At 55.3% G+C, this 14,504-nt stretch carries 15 protein-coding genes; 12 read left to right on the forward strand and 3 right to left on the reverse strand.

The window, feature by feature from the left end:
- The first annotated feature begins 16 nt into the window (after nt 1-16).
- Nucleotides 17-370: a pentapeptide repeat-containing protein gene (locus Q4606_RS09520; protein ID WP_303597678.1), complete on the forward strand. Its 354-nt coding sequence runs from the start codon at nt 17-19 to the stop codon at nt 368-370.
- A complete protein-coding gene (locus tag Q4606_RS09525) occupies nt 370-744 on the forward strand; it encodes a Rieske 2Fe-2S domain-containing protein (protein ID WP_303607379.1) in 375 nt (124 codons plus the stop codon). The genes Q4606_RS09520 and Q4606_RS09525 overlap by 1 nt, the downstream gene beginning before the upstream one ends.
- Here Q4606_RS09525 and sfsA read toward each other — a convergent pair.
- Nucleotides 728-1,459, reverse strand: coding sequence for a DNA/RNA nuclease SfsA (sfsA, locus tag Q4606_RS09530; protein ID WP_303597676.1), 732 nt, complete (start codon nt 1,457-1,459; stop codon nt 728-730). The two genes, Q4606_RS09525 and sfsA, sit on opposite strands and share 17 nt — an antisense overlap.
- 181 nt (nt 1,460-1,640) lie before the next feature.
- On the opposite strand from sfsA, the gene dksA reads away from it, so the two are divergent.
- The 10 genes from dksA (at nt 1,641) to pgi (ending at nt 13,574) form a co-directional block, all read left to right on the forward strand.
- Nucleotides 1,641-2,072 carry an RNA polymerase-binding protein DksA gene (gene dksA, locus Q4606_RS09535; protein ID WP_303597675.1) on the forward strand — a complete coding sequence of 144 codons (432 nt, stop codon included), beginning with the start codon at nt 1,641-1,643 and terminating at the stop codon, nt 2,070-2,072.
- 63 nt (nt 2,073-2,135) lie between these two features.
- A complete protein-coding gene (gene gluQRS, locus Q4606_RS09540) occupies nt 2,136-3,011 on the forward strand; it encodes a tRNA glutamyl-Q(34) synthetase GluQRS (RefSeq protein ID WP_303607380.1) in 876 nt (291 codons plus the stop codon).
- A gap of 50 nt (nt 3,012-3,061) precedes the next feature.
- Nucleotides 3,062-3,238: a hypothetical protein gene (locus tag Q4606_RS09545; RefSeq protein ID WP_291946205.1), complete on the forward strand. Its 177-nt coding sequence runs from the start codon at nt 3,062-3,064 to the stop codon at nt 3,236-3,238.
- Nucleotides 3,228-6,182: an ATP-binding protein gene (locus Q4606_RS09550; protein WP_303607381.1), complete on the forward strand. Its 2,955-nt coding sequence runs from the start codon at nt 3,228-3,230 to the stop codon at nt 6,180-6,182. Before Q4606_RS09545 ends, Q4606_RS09550 begins: the two co-directional genes overlap by 11 nt.
- A gap of 16 nt (nt 6,183-6,198) precedes the next feature.
- Nucleotides 6,199-7,596: a sigma-54 dependent transcriptional regulator gene (locus Q4606_RS09555; protein ID WP_303597671.1), complete on the forward strand. Its 1,398-nt coding sequence runs from the start codon at nt 6,199-6,201 to the stop codon at nt 7,594-7,596.
- Nucleotides 7,597-8,295: 699 nt separating this feature from the next.
- On the forward strand, nt 8,296-9,678 hold the full coding sequence (gene pcnB / locus Q4606_RS09560) for a polynucleotide adenylyltransferase PcnB (protein ID WP_303607382.1): 1,383 nt from the start codon (nt 8,296-8,298) through the stop codon (nt 9,676-9,678).
- Entirely contained in the window at nt 9,678-10,175 is a 498-nt protein-coding gene (gene folK, locus Q4606_RS09565; RefSeq protein WP_303607383.1) for a 2-amino-4-hydroxy-6-hydroxymethyldihydropteridine diphosphokinase, read from the forward strand. Before pcnB ends, folK (Q4606_RS09565) begins: the two co-directional genes overlap by 1 nt.
- A gap of 62 nt (nt 10,176-10,237) precedes the next feature.
- The gene (gene panB, locus Q4606_RS09570) at nt 10,238-11,032 is read left to right on the forward strand and encodes a 3-methyl-2-oxobutanoate hydroxymethyltransferase (RefSeq protein ID WP_303597668.1); all 795 of its coding nucleotides are present in this window, start codon (nt 10,238-10,240) and stop codon (nt 11,030-11,032) included.
- Entirely contained in the window at nt 11,029-11,877 is an 849-nt protein-coding gene (gene panC / locus Q4606_RS09575; RefSeq protein WP_303607384.1) for a pantoate--beta-alanine ligase, read from the forward strand. The genes panB and panC overlap by 4 nt, the downstream gene beginning before the upstream one ends.
- A gap of 35 nt (nt 11,878-11,912) precedes the next feature.
- Nucleotides 11,913-13,574, forward strand: coding sequence for a glucose-6-phosphate isomerase (gene pgi / locus Q4606_RS09580; protein WP_303607385.1), 1,662 nt, complete (start codon nt 11,913-11,915; stop codon nt 13,572-13,574).
- On the opposite strand, the gene folK (Q4606_RS09585) is transcribed toward pgi, so the two are convergent.
- Complete coding sequence (folK, locus tag Q4606_RS09585; protein ID WP_303597665.1) at nt 13,557-14,081, reverse strand: 2-amino-4-hydroxy-6-hydroxymethyldihydropteridine diphosphokinase; 525 nt, start codon at nt 14,079-14,081, stop codon at nt 13,557-13,559. The two genes, pgi and folK (Q4606_RS09585), sit on opposite strands and share 18 nt — an antisense overlap.
- The gene (locus Q4606_RS09590) at nt 14,074-14,451 is read right to left on the reverse strand and encodes a dihydroneopterin aldolase (protein ID WP_303607386.1); all 378 of its coding nucleotides are present in this window, start codon (nt 14,449-14,451) and stop codon (nt 14,074-14,076) included. Before Q4606_RS09590 ends, folK (Q4606_RS09585) begins: the two co-directional genes overlap by 8 nt.
- Between the last annotated feature and the right edge of the window lie 53 nt (nt 14,452-14,504).

Consider the following 14,504-nt stretch of genomic DNA (forward strand, 5'->3'; position numbering starts at 1 on the left):
CCTTTAAGGACTTATCATGGAAACCGGCACCCTGCGCCATATCAATGATCCGCTCTACGACCTTCTTCGCAAAGAGGATGTTACCGCCTTCAATGCCGAAAAATCGGCACGAGGCGAGCTTCCCAGCTTTGCCCATGGCGATTTTCGGGGCTTGGAATTACGCGGACTGGATGCTGGTGGGCTTGATCTGCGCCACGCCTATTTTCGCGGTGCTGACCTCAGAGGCATTGATTTCAGCCAGGCAAATATGGAGGGGGCCAGCCTTGCCGGCGCAAAAATTTCCGGATGTTTCTTTCCTCAAAGGCTGAGAGCCGAAGAAATCCTAATGTCTCTGAACCACGGCACGCGGATGCGGTACAGCTCTGAGTAATGACAGATATCCAAGCAATCCTGTGGCAACCCGTGTGCTCCAGACAAACCCTGCAGGCGAGCCAGTTTGTTGAGTTTTCACTGGCCACTGTAGCGCAGGGCGAGGACACCCTGCCCCAGACGGGGTTCATCTTTCTGGACGGCTCTACTCCCAGAGCCTACCTGAACAGGTGCCCCCACAGGGGTGTCGAGCTTAACTGGATGCCGGGTCGGTTTATGGATACCGACAACTTGTTCCTCCAATGCTCCACTCACGGTGCCCTGTTCAAACCGGGAGACGGTGAGTGCATTGCCGGGCCTTGCCAGGGTGATGCACTTACCGCTCTGGATATACGGGAAACCGAAGAGTTCCTTGAAGTCAGACTTCCAGAATAACCGGCACAGCTTCTGTCAGAGCCATTTCGCCGGATGGTCTGCCATCATCCTGTGCCAACCTTGCCCTGTAGGCCATAACCTCAACCCCCGCATCACACGCCTGACGCAACAACTTACCGTAATGCGAGTCGATATGATCGGCAGGCCGCACAGTTTCAATACCCGTATGATTCACCACGAAAAGCAGCACTGCACGGTCGCCAAGTACCACCTGAGCCATGAGCTCACGCAGATGTTTTTGCCCGCGGGTTGTTACTGCATCCGGGAAGAAGCCCTGACCATTTTGCATAAGGGTGACGTTCTTTACCTCAACCCAGGCATCCGGCTCCGTTTCATGGCCGGAGAGTAGCAGATCAATCCGGCTTTTTTCTTCGCCATACTTTACCTCTGACCGGCAATCACTGTACCCGGCCAGTTCGCTGATGCGGCCGGCCTCGATCGCCTCACGCGCCTGCGCGTTGGGTCTTGCCGTGTTGACACAAGCCAGCGTGCCGGGCTCGGTTTCAACAAGTTCCCAGGTATACGGCAACTTGCGCGCAGGGTTGTCACTGCGGCTGAGCCACACTTTTCCATCGGTCGGCTGGCACCCCAGCATGGAGCCGGTGTTCGGACAATGGGCGGTTATCTCAGTACCATCCGGCAATCGTACATCTGCCAGAAAGCGTTTATAACGTCGAATCAGACGCCCCTCAATCAGGGGTTCAGGAAACTTCATGGGCTCTCCAAACTGCGAAGTGGTCATCACAAGGCTGGCACCTCCGTGACTAATCTGCTATTTTCCGCCAAATCCCGTTTCAGGACGACTGCTTCATCCAGGTTATAGCCGCGCCGCAGCGGGGGCTGGCGCGCAGGGAAGCAAAGCGTCCTTGTGAAGTATTAATAAGAGGCCGGGTTAAATGGCAAATACATCAAACGAACGTTTCACCAACTTCACCCCTTATGAAATGAAGAAGGGTGAAGAGTACATGAGTGCTGATATGCGGGAGCACTTCAAGGAACTACTGCGTCAGTGGAAGCAGGAGCTCATGGAAGAAGTAGACCGCACTATGCATCACATGCAGGAAGATGCTGCAAACTACGCGGATCCCAGTGACCGCGCAACTCAGGAAGAAGAATTCAGCCTGGAACTTCGCACCCGCGACCGCGAACGTAAACTGATCAAGAAAATCGATCAGACTATAGAGCGTATCGACAAAGACGATTACGGCTTTTGCGACCAGTGCGGGGTAGAAATCGGTACCCGTCGCCTGGAAGCACGCCCGACAGCGACGCTGTGCATTGATTGTAAAACACTGGCCGAAATCCGCGAACGCCAAACTGGCATCTGAGATAACAGGCCCGACCAGGCCGGCGCAGCCTTTTAAGGCGATGCCGGCCAATCAGCCTTATCCATGACCAGTCTTCGCACTTACCGGGGCCGCTTTGCCCCCTCACCCACTGGGCCACTTCACTTTGGCTCTCTGGTTACCGCTCTGGCGAGCTACCTGGAAGCGAAATCCCGTCAAGGGCTGTGGTTCATCCGGATTGAAGATCTGGATCCACTGCGGGAACCACCGGAAGCAACCGGCGAAATTCTTCACAGCCTTGAAACCCACCACTTGTTTCCTGACGCACCGGTACTGTTTCAGTCCCGACGTCACGAAGCCTATCACTCAGTCATTGATTACCTGTCAGGGATAGGCCGGGCCTACCGCTGCAGCTGCTCACGCAAACAGCTCCAGGCCAATCACGGCCGACACCCCTTGCGTTGCAGGGATGTCAGCAGCACCACATCCACCCAGCCCTATGCCATGCGCTTTGCACTCACTGATGAAGAATGTCACTGGCAAGATCAACTACTGGGGCCGCAGCATCAAACTGTTCGCGCAGAAATTCATGACCCGGTTATTATGCGAAAAGAAGGCTTTTTTGCCTATCAGCTTGCCGTAGTGGTTGACGATATCGAACAAGGTATTACCGATGTGGTTCGCGGCTCAGATCTACTGGACATGACTGCTCAACAATTGCAGATTTATCGTGCCTTGGGGGCAACGCCACCAAATTGGCTTCATATTCCGGTAATTGTTAACGATCAGGGACAAAAACTATCCAAACAGAACCGCGCCCCGGCGCTGGATAACCAGGCTCCTGTAGAAAATCTTTTCGCTGCATTAACCGCCCTGAACCAGCAACCACCGCAGCCATTGCTGACCGGCTCAGCGGCCGACCTTCTGAAATGGGCCTGCACCCATTGGAATCGCGGAGCCGTTCACCTGACATCCCGGTGACTGTCATGGTATAAAGCCTTTCACAAACTTCAGCGCGGATCGCATGCCTGATGTATATCTACCGTCTGGTTTTTCTGCTGGTTCTGGCCATTTATATCTTTTCACCCAACATACTTGATTGGTGGACCTCTCCCGGGAACGCCTGGTATAGCCCTTTCGTAGTCTGGGCAGGCCTTATAGCCATTGGTTTCTGGCTTGAATGGCGGCGAGATCCCAATGAGTTTTAGTGCTTCAGGGCTTCTGCTTGCCAGCTTGCTGTACCTGGTGATCCTGTTCGGTATTGCCTGGATGACAGAGCGTGGCATGGTACCCCGGCACTGGGTACGCCACCCGCTGGTTTACACTCTGAGCCTGGGCGTATACGCCGGAATCTGGGCCGTTTATGCTGCGGTCGGCATGGCGGCTGAATCCGGTTACGGCTTTCTTGCCTATTACCTCGGTATCAGCGGAGCTTTCCTACTGGCCCCCGTGCTCCTCAACCCCATCATGAGGATCGGCCGGGCCTATCAGCTGACCTCACTATCCGACCTCTTTGCCTATCGGTATCGCAGCCAGTGGGCAGGGACGCTGGTGACGCTGTGTTCTGGCGTAGCCATTCTTTCTCTACTGAGTATGCAGATAAAGGCCGTATCGACATCCGCCAGCATCCTCGCTCCGGATACCTCACCACGTCTGATCAGCATTATGTTCAGCCTTATCGTGGTGTTGTTTGCGATGCTGTTTGGCGCCCGCCGCAACCAAGGTGCAGAAAACCATCCAGGGCTGGTGCTCGCCATCGCTTTCGACTCACTGGTCAAACTTATTGCCCTTCTGGTCATTGGAGGCGTTGTTCTTTTCGGTGTATTTGACGGCATGAGCGGCCTGGAGACCTGGTTGGCCGGCAATACCGCCCCAGCCACAACCATGTCCCTGAGCGTTCACGACGGTAGCTGGCGCGCACTCATGCTGATGTCGTTTGCCGGTGCACTGGTATTGCCGCATATGTACCACATGACGTTCAGCGAAAATCCCTCACCCAAAGCTCTGGCAAAGGCCAGCTGGGGACTACCCTTCTACCTTCTGCTTCTGGGCATTCCCGTGCCGTTGATCCTGTGGGGCGGGCAGGCACTTGGGGTGACCACTGGCCCAAGTTTTTACTCTCTCGGTGTTGCCCAGGCATTGGAAAGCCCGGCACTTACTCTTCTCATGTACGTTGCCGGGCTCTCGGCCGCCAGCGGCCTGATGATTGTCAGCACACTGGCTCTTGCCGGAATGGTACTGAACCACGTGGTCTTGCCACTGAAGACCCCGAAGGATCAGGGAGATATTTATCGCTGGCTGCAATGGATCAAACGTCTGCTGATTGCCGCAATCATCCTGCTGGCGCTGCTATTCCACGAGACTGTTGGCAAAAATCTGGACTTATCCATTCTTGGGGCGATTTCGCTTTCCGGCACCCTGCAACTACTACCTGGCGCCCTGGGTGTCATTTACTGGCCTGAAGGCAACCGCCGCGGATTGATTTCGGGACTTGTTGTCGGTCTGCTGATTTGGGCAATAACACTGGTACTTCCCTTCTCCCACACAGCCAACCTGCTTGAATGGCTAGGCGCTCCTCTGGTTCCGGATTACAGCAACTGGCACATATTTACGTTTGTCAGCCTGACCGCAAACGTAACAGTGTTCGCACTGATTTCGGTACTGAGCTCAAGTACCAATGAGGAAACGAGCGCCGCTCAGGCTTGCTCTCTGGGTGCACTCTCACGCCCCCAGCGCCGAGAGCTGCTTGCAAGCTCCTCCGCTGACTTTGTCCGCCAGATGGCCGAGCCTCTTGGCTTGGGGGTTGCAAAACGGGAAGTAGAGCGAGCCCTCGGGCAACTGAAACTCCCCAGTGTCGAGTACCGCCCCTATCAACTAAGGCGGCTTCGCGATCAGGTTGAAATCAACCTCTCCGGCTTGCTGGGCCCATCAGTGGCCCGGGATATGGTTAAACGCCACCTGGGTTTCAAACCTATGACCCGAGGCGGTACCGCTCAGGATATCCGCTATGTAGAACGTACCCTGGGAGACTACCAGAACCGACTGACCGGCCTTGCAGGCGAGCTGGACAACCTTCGCAGACACTACCGTCAAACCCTGCAAAACCTGCCAATTCCCGCCTGCTCCGTTGGCGAGGACGGTGAAATCCTCATGTGGAACCACGCCATTGAGACACTCACGGGCATCACTGCAGACGATGTGGTAGGCGCTCGCCTGATGGCTCTGCCAGATCACTGGCACCACCTGCTGGACGACTTCAATAGCGGCAAAGATCTGCATCGTTACAAGCACCGGCTGGATCTCAAAGGGAGACCCCACTGGCTCAACCTTCACAAGGCTGCCCTCAGTGGCCCGGACCACCCGGATGGCGGGAGCATCATTCTGGTAGAAGACCAGACGGAAATCCGCTTGCTGGAAGATGAGTTGATGCACAGCGAACGTCTGGCATCGGTTGGGCGCCTGGCAGCAGGCGTAGCACACGAAATCGGAAACCCGGTGACAGGCATATCGTCGTTGGCACAGAACCTTAAACTGGAAACCGATAACCCCGACATTCTCGACACAGCCGGCCAGATTCAACAGCAGACACTTCGCATATCCACCATTCTGCAATCCTTAATGAATTTTTCCCGCACGGGAAACCATGCTCAGGCTAACCGGTATGAGCCCGTATGCATCCGTCGCTGTGTCGACGAATCCATCAACCTGCTCTCCCTGAGCGACAAAGGGCTTGGAATCCGGTACATAAACGATTGCCCGGAAACACTCCAGATCTTGGGCGATGAGCAACGGCTTGTGCAGGTTTTTGTCAATCTTTTGGCCAACGCCAGGGACGCGTCGCCCGAGGGAGGATCAATCCGGGTGACTGGCAAGGATGAGGGCTACTCGGCTATCATCGAAGTCGTTGATCAGGGCTCAGGAATACCTGTTGACCAGCTTGACCATGTATTTGAGCCCTTCTACACCACCAAAGCAACCAATGAAGGAACGGGTCTGGGCTTATCGCTGGTGTACAGCATTATCGAGGAACACTACGGAAACATTCAGGTTGAAAGCCCTGCTGATCCGGCAACCGGGCTTGGCACACGGGTAAGACTGAAACTGCCAGCTTATGAGCCGGAGACAGACAACTCCACCATCCGTCCGAATTAAAGGTTCTGAAACTGCCATGCCCCGAATTCTGATCGTGGAAGATGAAGATATTATTCGCTCCGCTGTTCGCAAGCTGTTGTTGCACGCTGGTTATGAGGTCGAAGATGTCGGCTCAGTGGAAGAAGCAGAGCAGGAACACGATCCGGACCAGTTCGACCTGATTATTTCTGATCTGCGCCTGCCTGGTGCCGCCGGCACGGAACTGATCGGCCGCGCACCGAATACACCGGTGCTGATCATGACCAGTTACGCCAGCCTGCGCTCCGCAGTGGACTCCATGAAGATGGGCGCCGTGGAATACATAGCCAAGCCGTTTGATCACGATGAAATGCTTGCGGCCGTAGAGAGTATCCTGGCCCGCACAATGTCATCAGCCCCGGAGCGTCAGGGAGACACCCCGGCGACTTCGGAAAGCGGCGACCCGGCCAGTATTATGTACGGCCATTGCGAGCCCATGCAGAGAGTGTTCACGCTCATTCGAAAAGTGGCACCGACGGAAACAACCGTGCTGGTTCAAGGGGAGTCTGGTACAGGTAAGGAGCTTATTGCACGGGCGCTGCACCTTTTAAGCCCGCGCGCCACAAAGCCGCTGATCTCGGTCAACTGCGCAGCCATTCCGGAAAGCCTGATCGAATCCGAACTGTTCGGACATGAGAAAGGCGCATTCACCGGCGCTGTATCTGCCAGAACCGGCCTGATTGAAGCCGCGGACGGTGGCAGCCTGTTTCTGGACGAGATTGGCGAACTGCCAGCCGAAGCTCAAGCGCGTCTGCTGCGAGTACTCCAGGAAAGTGAAATCCGCAAAGTGGGCTCAACACAGAGCCGGAAGGTCAACGTGCGAATGATCGCCGCGACCCACCGCAACCTTAAAGCGATGACCCGCACCGGCGGGTTCCGGGAAGATCTATACTACCGCCTGAACGTAATGCAGATACGGATTCCCCCCCTGCGGGACCGGCAAAGTGACATCCTCGGGTTGGCACGGCGCTTTCTTACTGCCCAGGGCGACAAAGTGGGCAAACCCAACCTGAACCTCAGCCCCGAAGCAATGCGGGTGCTTGAACGACATCGGTGGCCCGGTAACGTGAGGGAGCTGGAAAACGCCATCGAACGGGCCAGCATCCTGTGCGACGGAGACATCATCACACCCTCGCTGCTGGATCTCGACGGTGAGGGTGGCGACGAGTACATTCCTGAAACGCTGGTGGAAGGCAACAATGAGCCACTACGCTCCCGTGATGTAGACAACGCCAGCGACCTTTCTCTGGAAGACTACTTCCAGCACTTTGTGCTGGAAAATCAGGACCGTATGAGTGAGACCGAGCTGGCGCAAAAACTGGGCATCAGCCGAAAATCACTCTGGGAGCGCAGGCAGCGGCTCGGCATCCCCCGAAAGAAAACTTCAGGAAACTGAAATTTCGTATCGACGACGATCCAACTCTCCATCTAAAAGTATGAACCTATGCTCAGTTGTTACCGCATGTTCCCCTTGGTAACACTCCAAAGAAAAAGACTGATTACGGGTAACACTTATACAAGGTACGGGGTAACACTTACGCGACCAAAAATTCTAACCATCTGTTTACAAAGAGTTTTCAAAACCTGGCACACCAACTGCAATCTATTAAGCGCACAACAACAAAAACAATAGTGACAAAGCAGCGCTTCAACAAAAACAAAAAGCTGCGGGAATACGTTCAGCAACAAAAACAAAAATAGAACGTGAGCGAATTGAGTGTTTTGGGTACTTTGCTTTTTTGGTAGTCCCTTGGCACGTGCGAGTTGTAGAGATGCAAAGAAGAATCACCCCTGAGGTGACGCAGCACCTACCAATAACTTGTTCGATGTCTTTGATTACTGATTGTGTTCAAAGCTTTCCGTTTGCACTGCTGAGAAGCCTCAATTTTGAGGATATACAGTGGGGTACAAAAACGAAGAAAAATCCCGGCAAAAAATAAAAACAATGCAGATAGTCAACGTTTTGAGGGCGGATTCGTGAGAGCGGATCCGCCTTTTGATTATCTGGCGATCGCAAGATTCCGAGGCAAACGTGTGCAAATCCTGCTCAAACCGTTAAACTCTCGGTTTTTGCTCAACGCAACCACGGATTTCAATGCCAAAAACACTTTCCTCCATCTTCGAACAATCCGTCGGCAAGCTCCGTTCTTTCATTCCCGGTAAAGGGAACAAAAAAGTACGAGCCTATCAGCGACAGGAAATCCCCAGGGACCAGCACAACGTCTCACGCTCTGCTATAAGCGAGCCTGCCAAGAAAGTTCTTAGCCGACTCAACAAGTCCGGCTATGAGGCTTACCTTGTGGGCGGCGGCGTGCGCGACATCCTTTTGGGACAACAGCCCAAAGATTTCGACATCGCCACCAACGCCACTCCGGAAGAAGTTCACGATCTGTTTCGCAACTCCCGTCTTATTGGCCGGCGCTTCCGGATTGTTCACGTGGTATTCGGGCGCGAAGTCATTGAGGTAACGACCTTCCGCGGAAACGCCGTCGAAACCGATGACGACAACACCGACGATGACAGGAAAACCAGCGAACACGGCTTGCTATTGCGTGACAACGTTTATGGCAACCAGGAAGAGGACGCCCTGCGCCGGGACTTTACAGTCAATGCGCTCTACTACTGCATCCGCGATTTTACGGTCATTGACTTTGCCAACGGCATTGAAGATCTGCGCAACCGGCAACTTCGCCTGATTGGTGACCCGGAAACACGCTACCGTGAAGACCCGGTTCGTATGCTGCGCGCGATTCGTTTTGCCGCCAAGCTGGGCTTTGACATAGAGCCAGAAACCGAAGCCCCCATCCAGAATCTGGCACCGCTACTGACACATATCCCGGCCGCCCGTCTGTTCGAGGAAGTGCTGAAGCTGTTTTCTGCCGGGTACGGTGAAGCCACCTATGATCTACTTACCCGCTACAACCTTCTGGCGCCATTATTCCCTGAAACCGTCAAGGCCATCGAGGCTGGCGAGCCGGACGAGCTGATTCGCCAGGCATTGCGCAACACCGATGCCCGGATCGCGCAAGGGAAGTCCGTTACGCCCTACTTCCTGTTTGCAGCCATGCTCTGGCCCGCACTACAAAGGGAGTGGAACCAGCGCCAGGACAACGGCGACCCGGTACAGCCAGCACTTCACGGTGCAATCGGCAAAGTAATTGGTCGCCAGGTGCAGGCAACCTCGATACCCAAGCGCTTCTCAGGCCCCATGAAAGAAATCTGGGAACTGCAGATGCGCCTGCCTCGTCGCCAGGGAAAACGAGCCTTTGTAGCCATGAGCCACCCAAGGTTCCGTGCAGCCTACGATTTTCTGCTGGTCCGGGAAGCCTGTGGTGAAATCGAGCCAGGGCTGGGCGCATGGTGGACGGAGTTTCAGCGCATGGATGAGCGCGGGCAAGAGCGCATGCTTTCAGAGCTCAGCAGTGACGCACCAAAAAAACGCCGTCGCCGCAAACCGGTAAAGCGGCCAGCGCCCTGATGAAAACTGATGCCTTCATTGGCCTGGGCAGCAATCTGAAAGATCCCGCAGCCCAGTTGGCAATGGCAGTAGCCGAGCTGTCCGCCTTACCCGACACCACGCTTGTTGCGCAGTCGCCTTTTTACGCCAGCAGCCCGGTCGGCCCTCAGGATCAGCCGGATTTTGTGAATGGTGCGGTATGGCTCAGCACCGGGCTTGCCCCGCATACTCTACTCGACCAGCTTCAGGCCATCGAACACGCCCACGGGCGCGAACGCCTCAAGCGCTGGGGCCCACGCACCCTTGATCTTGATCTGCTCGTATTCGGCAACCTGGTACTGAATGACAACCGACTTACCGTTCCCCACCTGGAGCTCCCGAACCGGGATTTTGTGCTTCAGCCGCTGCTGGATCTGAAACCTGATCTGGCACTGCCTGACGGCACCTCAATCGCGACCCTGAGGGAACAATGCCCGGACAACCGGTTGCGCAAACTTCCACCTCCGGATTACCCTTAGCATCTGAACGCCGGTTATCCTCGGCACGGTCTTGGCCCACCTACCCAAAAGGCAAGGATTTTATGGCTGTTACCATCAACACCCTGCGGGAATATAAACAAAAGGGCGAAGCCTTTTCTGCTCTCACATCCTATGACGCCACCTTTGCCCAGGTCGTCAGCGAAGCCGGGGTGGACGTTATTCTGATTGGCGACTCGCTGGGCATGGTGCTTCAGGGCCACGACAGTACCCTGCCAGTCACTATGGAGCAGATCGTTTACCACGTTAGCTGTGTAGCCAAAGGCAACCACGGCTCGCTGATCATGGCCGACATGCCTTTCATGAGCTATGGAACCGTAGACGCAGCGCTGGAGAATGCCGCCAAGCTCATGCGGGCAGGTGCCCACATGGTAAAACTGGAAGGCACCGACTGGATGAAAGATACCATTACCGCGCTCTCAGAGAGAGCCGTTCCGGTATGCGCCCACTTGGGCCTGACCCCACAATTTGTCAACAAGTTTGGCGGTTACAAGGTTCAGGGGCGCGATGAAAAGTCGGCGGAAATAATGATCGACCACGCCTGTGAGCTCGTGGCTGCAGGTGCAGACATAATCCTTCTGGAGTGCGTTCCTGCGCCTTTGGCCGCGCGAATTGCCAAAGCTGTGACAGCCCCTGTTATCGGCATTGGTGCCGGCTCCGATACCGATGGCCAGATTCTGGTGCTGCACGACATGCTGGGCATTACCACGGGCCGAAAACCACGCTTTGTGAAAAACTTCCTGGCAGAAAACAACTCCATTCAGGAAGCCATTGCCGCCTACGCAAAAGCCGTTAGTGAGCGCAAATTCCCGGCCGAGGAGCATACGTTCAAGGCATGAGAACCGTCCATTCACTAAAAGAGCTGCGTGCCATTCTCCGCGGCTACCGCCAGCAGGAAAAGACCATCGGCCTGGTTCCGACTATGGGGAACCTGCATGAGGGGCATATTTCGCTGGTTCGCAAGGCTGCCGAAGCCGCAGATATTGTGGTTACCAGCATTTTCGTCAACCCGATGCAATTCGGTGCCAACGAGGATCTCGACACCTATCCTCGCACCTTGATCGAAGATCAGGAAAAACTCAGCGCTGCGGGGAACACGCTGGTATTTGCCCCCTCCGCCGACGAAGTCTATCCAGAGGGCCTCGCCCGTCATACCCGGATTGTAGTGCCTGAGGTGAGTGATGGGCACTGCGGTGCAAGCCGTCCAGGGCACTTCGAGGGTGTCGCAACGGTGGTCTCTGTTCTGTTCAATATGATCCAGCCCGACTTCGCTGTATTCGGTGAAAAAGACTTCCAGCAACTGGCTGTCATCCGCAAGATGACACGGGATCTGATGATGCCGGTTGAAGTCATTGGGGCGCCAACCGTTCGGGAAGAGGACGGCCTGGCCAAGAGCTCACGCAACGGCTACCTCTCAGAGCAGGAGCGCATCATTGCTCCCGCCATCTACCAGGCACTCCAAACCACCTCGGAAAAAATTGCCAACGGGCGCGATGATTTTCTGGTGCTCGCTCAGGAGGCCGGGGACAGCTTGCGCGAAGCCGGCTTGCGTCTTGATTATTTCAACATTGCAAACAGCCAGACTCTGAAGCCCGCCGCACCAGAGGATCGGGAAGTTACGCTGTTGGCAGCTGCGTTTCTTGGCACCACCCGGTTAATTGACAATATCTCAGTAACCCGCTGAGCCACTACACCAATACATCAGGAAAGGACTCTTAGATGACCACGCCAACCCCAGCACTGACACAAAAGCCGGAGTGGAAGGAGCTGGAGGCCTGCAGAGAACGCCTGCAGCACAGCACAATGAAAGTACTGTTTGCAGACGACCCTGCGCGGGCACAACGTTATTTTGTTGAAGGCGCCGGCTTGTCGTTGGATTTCTCCCGAAACCGGCTTACAGATGAGGTGCTCTCGGGATTGATGGCCCTTGCTCGCAGCTTCAAACTGGAAGATCGCAGAGCAGCCCTGCTGCGCGGGGACAAGGTGAACGTTACAGAAAACCGCCCTGCACTTCACACGGCTTTGCGCAACCCGGGGACCGACACCATCATGATTGATGGTGTGGATGTAATTGCAGAAGTAGGCGCCACGCTGGCACGCATGGAGACCTTCGTACAAGAGGTACTCAGCCATTCTCGCTGCGGCTATACCGGCAAGGTATTTACCGATGTGGTCAGCATTGGTATTGGCGGCTCTTTTCTTGGACCGAAACTGGTGACCGAGGCCCTTCAGCCTTTCCGCGCGCCCGGCCTGCGTTGCCACTATGTGGCCAACATCGACGGCACGGAAATCTGCGAGACCCTGGCGACAGTAGACCCGGAAACCACGCTGTTCCTGGTCCAGTCGAAGTCATTCGGCACGCGAGAGACTCTGGAAAACAGTAAAGTTGCCCGCCAATGGTTCATAGATCGCAGCGGCAACAAACAAGCAGTTGCCAACCATTTCATAGCGGTCACCGCCAACCCGGCAGCTGCGAAGGAGTTCGGCATTGATCCCGCCAACGTATTCCCGATGTGGGACTGGGTAGGCGGGCGATACTCTCTCTGGTCGGCCATTGGCCTCCCCATCGCACTGACGGTCGGCATGGAGAATTTCCGCGCTTTGCTTGCCGGAGCCCACGCCATGGACAAGCATTTCCGCGACACGCCTCTGGAAAAAAACCTGCCGGTTATCATGGCCATGCTGGGCATCTGGTACAGCAACATCTGGGGCGCCGAAACCCACGCCATACTGCCGTACGATCATTACCTCCGCAGCTTGCCAGCTCATCTTCAGCAACTGGACATGGAAAGCAGCGGCAAACGCGTGAATCAACACGGAGAAGCGCTGGAATATAATTCAGGCCCGGTTATCTGGGGTGGGGTCGGTGCGAATGGCCAGCACGCCTATCACCAGCTGATTCACCAGGGCACGCGCCTCATTCCCGCAGACTTCATCATTCCCCTGCAAACCCACAACCCGGTTGCAACACACCACGCGGATCTTTTTGCCAACTGTCTGGCTCAGTCCCGCGCGATGATGACAGGAAAGACTCTGGAAGAGGCCAGAGCCGAGTTGGCGGCGAGCGGCATGAACGAGGCGGACATAGCAAAACTGGCGCCGCACAAGGTCATCCCCGGAAATCAGCCGAGCAATATGCTGATGATGAAAAAAGTAACACCGGAAACGGTCGGAGCGCTGATCGCGCTCTATGAACACCGCACCTTTGTGCAAGGCGTTATCTGGGATATTGATTCGTTTGATCAGTGGGGCGTTGAGCTGGGCAAGAAACTGGGCGAGAACATTCTGCCGAAACTGCTGGGACCGGCAAAATCTGACGACGCAAGTGACAGCACGACAGATAACCTGGTTGCGCTGTTCCGCTCAGCAAACGGCCTTTGAAATCACTCGCCCCTGCCAGCTGAAGTTCACCGGCCAGAGTTTCTGGTCAACGTTATAGGCTTGCCAGAGTTCAAGGTAACTCATCCGGCATACCGGGTGCTTCACGGTAGGTGCAATGTCTGCCAGAGGGCGCAGGACAAAAGCATTCTTGAGAATCTCGCTTCTGGGCAGCTCCACTCCATCCATCCGGCCCACGGCCTCGCCGTAGGTCAGAATATCCAGATCCAGCGTTCTTGCGCTGAACTTCGGTGCGTCTCTGCGCCGGCCGTTTTCTGCTTCCAGTTGTTTGAAATTCTGTGAAAGCTCGCCGACTGACAGATGGGTCCAGACACCCACAACCAGATTCAAGAACGGGGAACCATCAAAACCAACCGCTTCACTTTCGTATACCGGAGAGATTTCGAGTTCGCCAAACCAGCCTGAAAGTGCATCAAGAGACGCACACACATAACGTTCCCTGTCGATATTACTACCAATACTGATATAAACCGGAACCTGATCAGGCATTACCGAGCTCTCCTTCACGAGCTGACCTTTCAATGCAGACGCCCACAGACTTGGCCGCTGGAACCGCTCCGGGCTTGCGCAACGTCAGACGCAGCCAGCTAATACCAAACTCCCGCTGCAAAACTTCCGCCAGAACCTCTGCACCGTGCTCAAGCAACCTTGGTTTGAGCTCTTGAAGGCATTGCCCTACCCGCTCGCTGACTGCGGCATAATCAAGCGCATCCGCTACATCATCAGACTGGCCGGGAATGCGGTTATCCCAAGCCATGTCAAGATCTACAACCAGCGCCTGGGTCACTTCCCTCTCCCAGTCGTATACACCCACCACAGTTTCTACAACCAGGTTTTCGATCAATACACTATCTGCCAAGAGGGCTCCCTGGGTTATCCCACATACTGCTGATTGAATAACGTACAGACTGC

This window comes from Marinobacter sp. 1_MG-2023 (genome assembly GCF_030549045.1).
Classification (GTDB): Bacteria; Pseudomonadota; Gammaproteobacteria; order Pseudomonadales; family Oleiphilaceae; genus Marinobacter.

What these genes read in the sequence shown, in the direction of transcription:
- Q4606_RS09520 (WP_303597678.1), top strand. Translation starts at nt 17, where the DNA reads ATGGAAACCGGCACCCTGCGCCATATCAATGATCCGCTCTACGACCTT.
- Q4606_RS09525 (WP_303607379.1), top strand. Translation starts at nt 370, where the DNA reads ATGACAGATATCCAAGCAATCCTGTGGCAACCCGTGTGCTCCAGACAA.
- sfsA (WP_303597676.1), bottom strand. Translation starts at nt 1,459, where the DNA reads ATGAAGTTTCCTGAACCCCTGATTGAGGGGCGTCTGATTCGACGTTAT.
- dksA (WP_303597675.1), top strand. Translation starts at nt 1,641, where the DNA reads ATGGCAAATACATCAAACGAACGTTTCACCAACTTCACCCCTTATGAA.
- gluQRS (WP_303607380.1), top strand. Translation starts at nt 2,136, where the DNA reads ATGACCAGTCTTCGCACTTACCGGGGCCGCTTTGCCCCCTCACCCACT.
- Q4606_RS09545 (WP_291946205.1), top strand. Translation starts at nt 3,062, where the DNA reads ATGTATATCTACCGTCTGGTTTTTCTGCTGGTTCTGGCCATTTATATC.
- Q4606_RS09550 (WP_303607381.1), top strand. Translation starts at nt 3,228, where the DNA reads ATGAGTTTTAGTGCTTCAGGGCTTCTGCTTGCCAGCTTGCTGTACCTG.
- Q4606_RS09555 (WP_303597671.1), top strand. Translation starts at nt 6,199, where the DNA reads ATGCCCCGAATTCTGATCGTGGAAGATGAAGATATTATTCGCTCCGCT.
- pcnB (WP_303607382.1), top strand. Translation starts at nt 8,296, where the DNA reads ATGCCAAAAACACTTTCCTCCATCTTCGAACAATCCGTCGGCAAGCTC.
- folK (WP_303607383.1), top strand. Translation starts at nt 9,678, where the DNA reads ATGAAAACTGATGCCTTCATTGGCCTGGGCAGCAATCTGAAAGATCCC.
- panB (WP_303597668.1), top strand. Translation starts at nt 10,238, where the DNA reads ATGGCTGTTACCATCAACACCCTGCGGGAATATAAACAAAAGGGCGAA.
- panC (WP_303607384.1), top strand. Translation starts at nt 11,029, where the DNA reads ATGAGAACCGTCCATTCACTAAAAGAGCTGCGTGCCATTCTCCGCGGC.
- pgi (WP_303607385.1), top strand. Translation starts at nt 11,913, where the DNA reads ATGACCACGCCAACCCCAGCACTGACACAAAAGCCGGAGTGGAAGGAG.
- folK (WP_303597665.1), bottom strand. Translation starts at nt 14,081, where the DNA reads ATGCCTGATCAGGTTCCGGTTTATATCAGTATTGGTAGTAATATCGAC.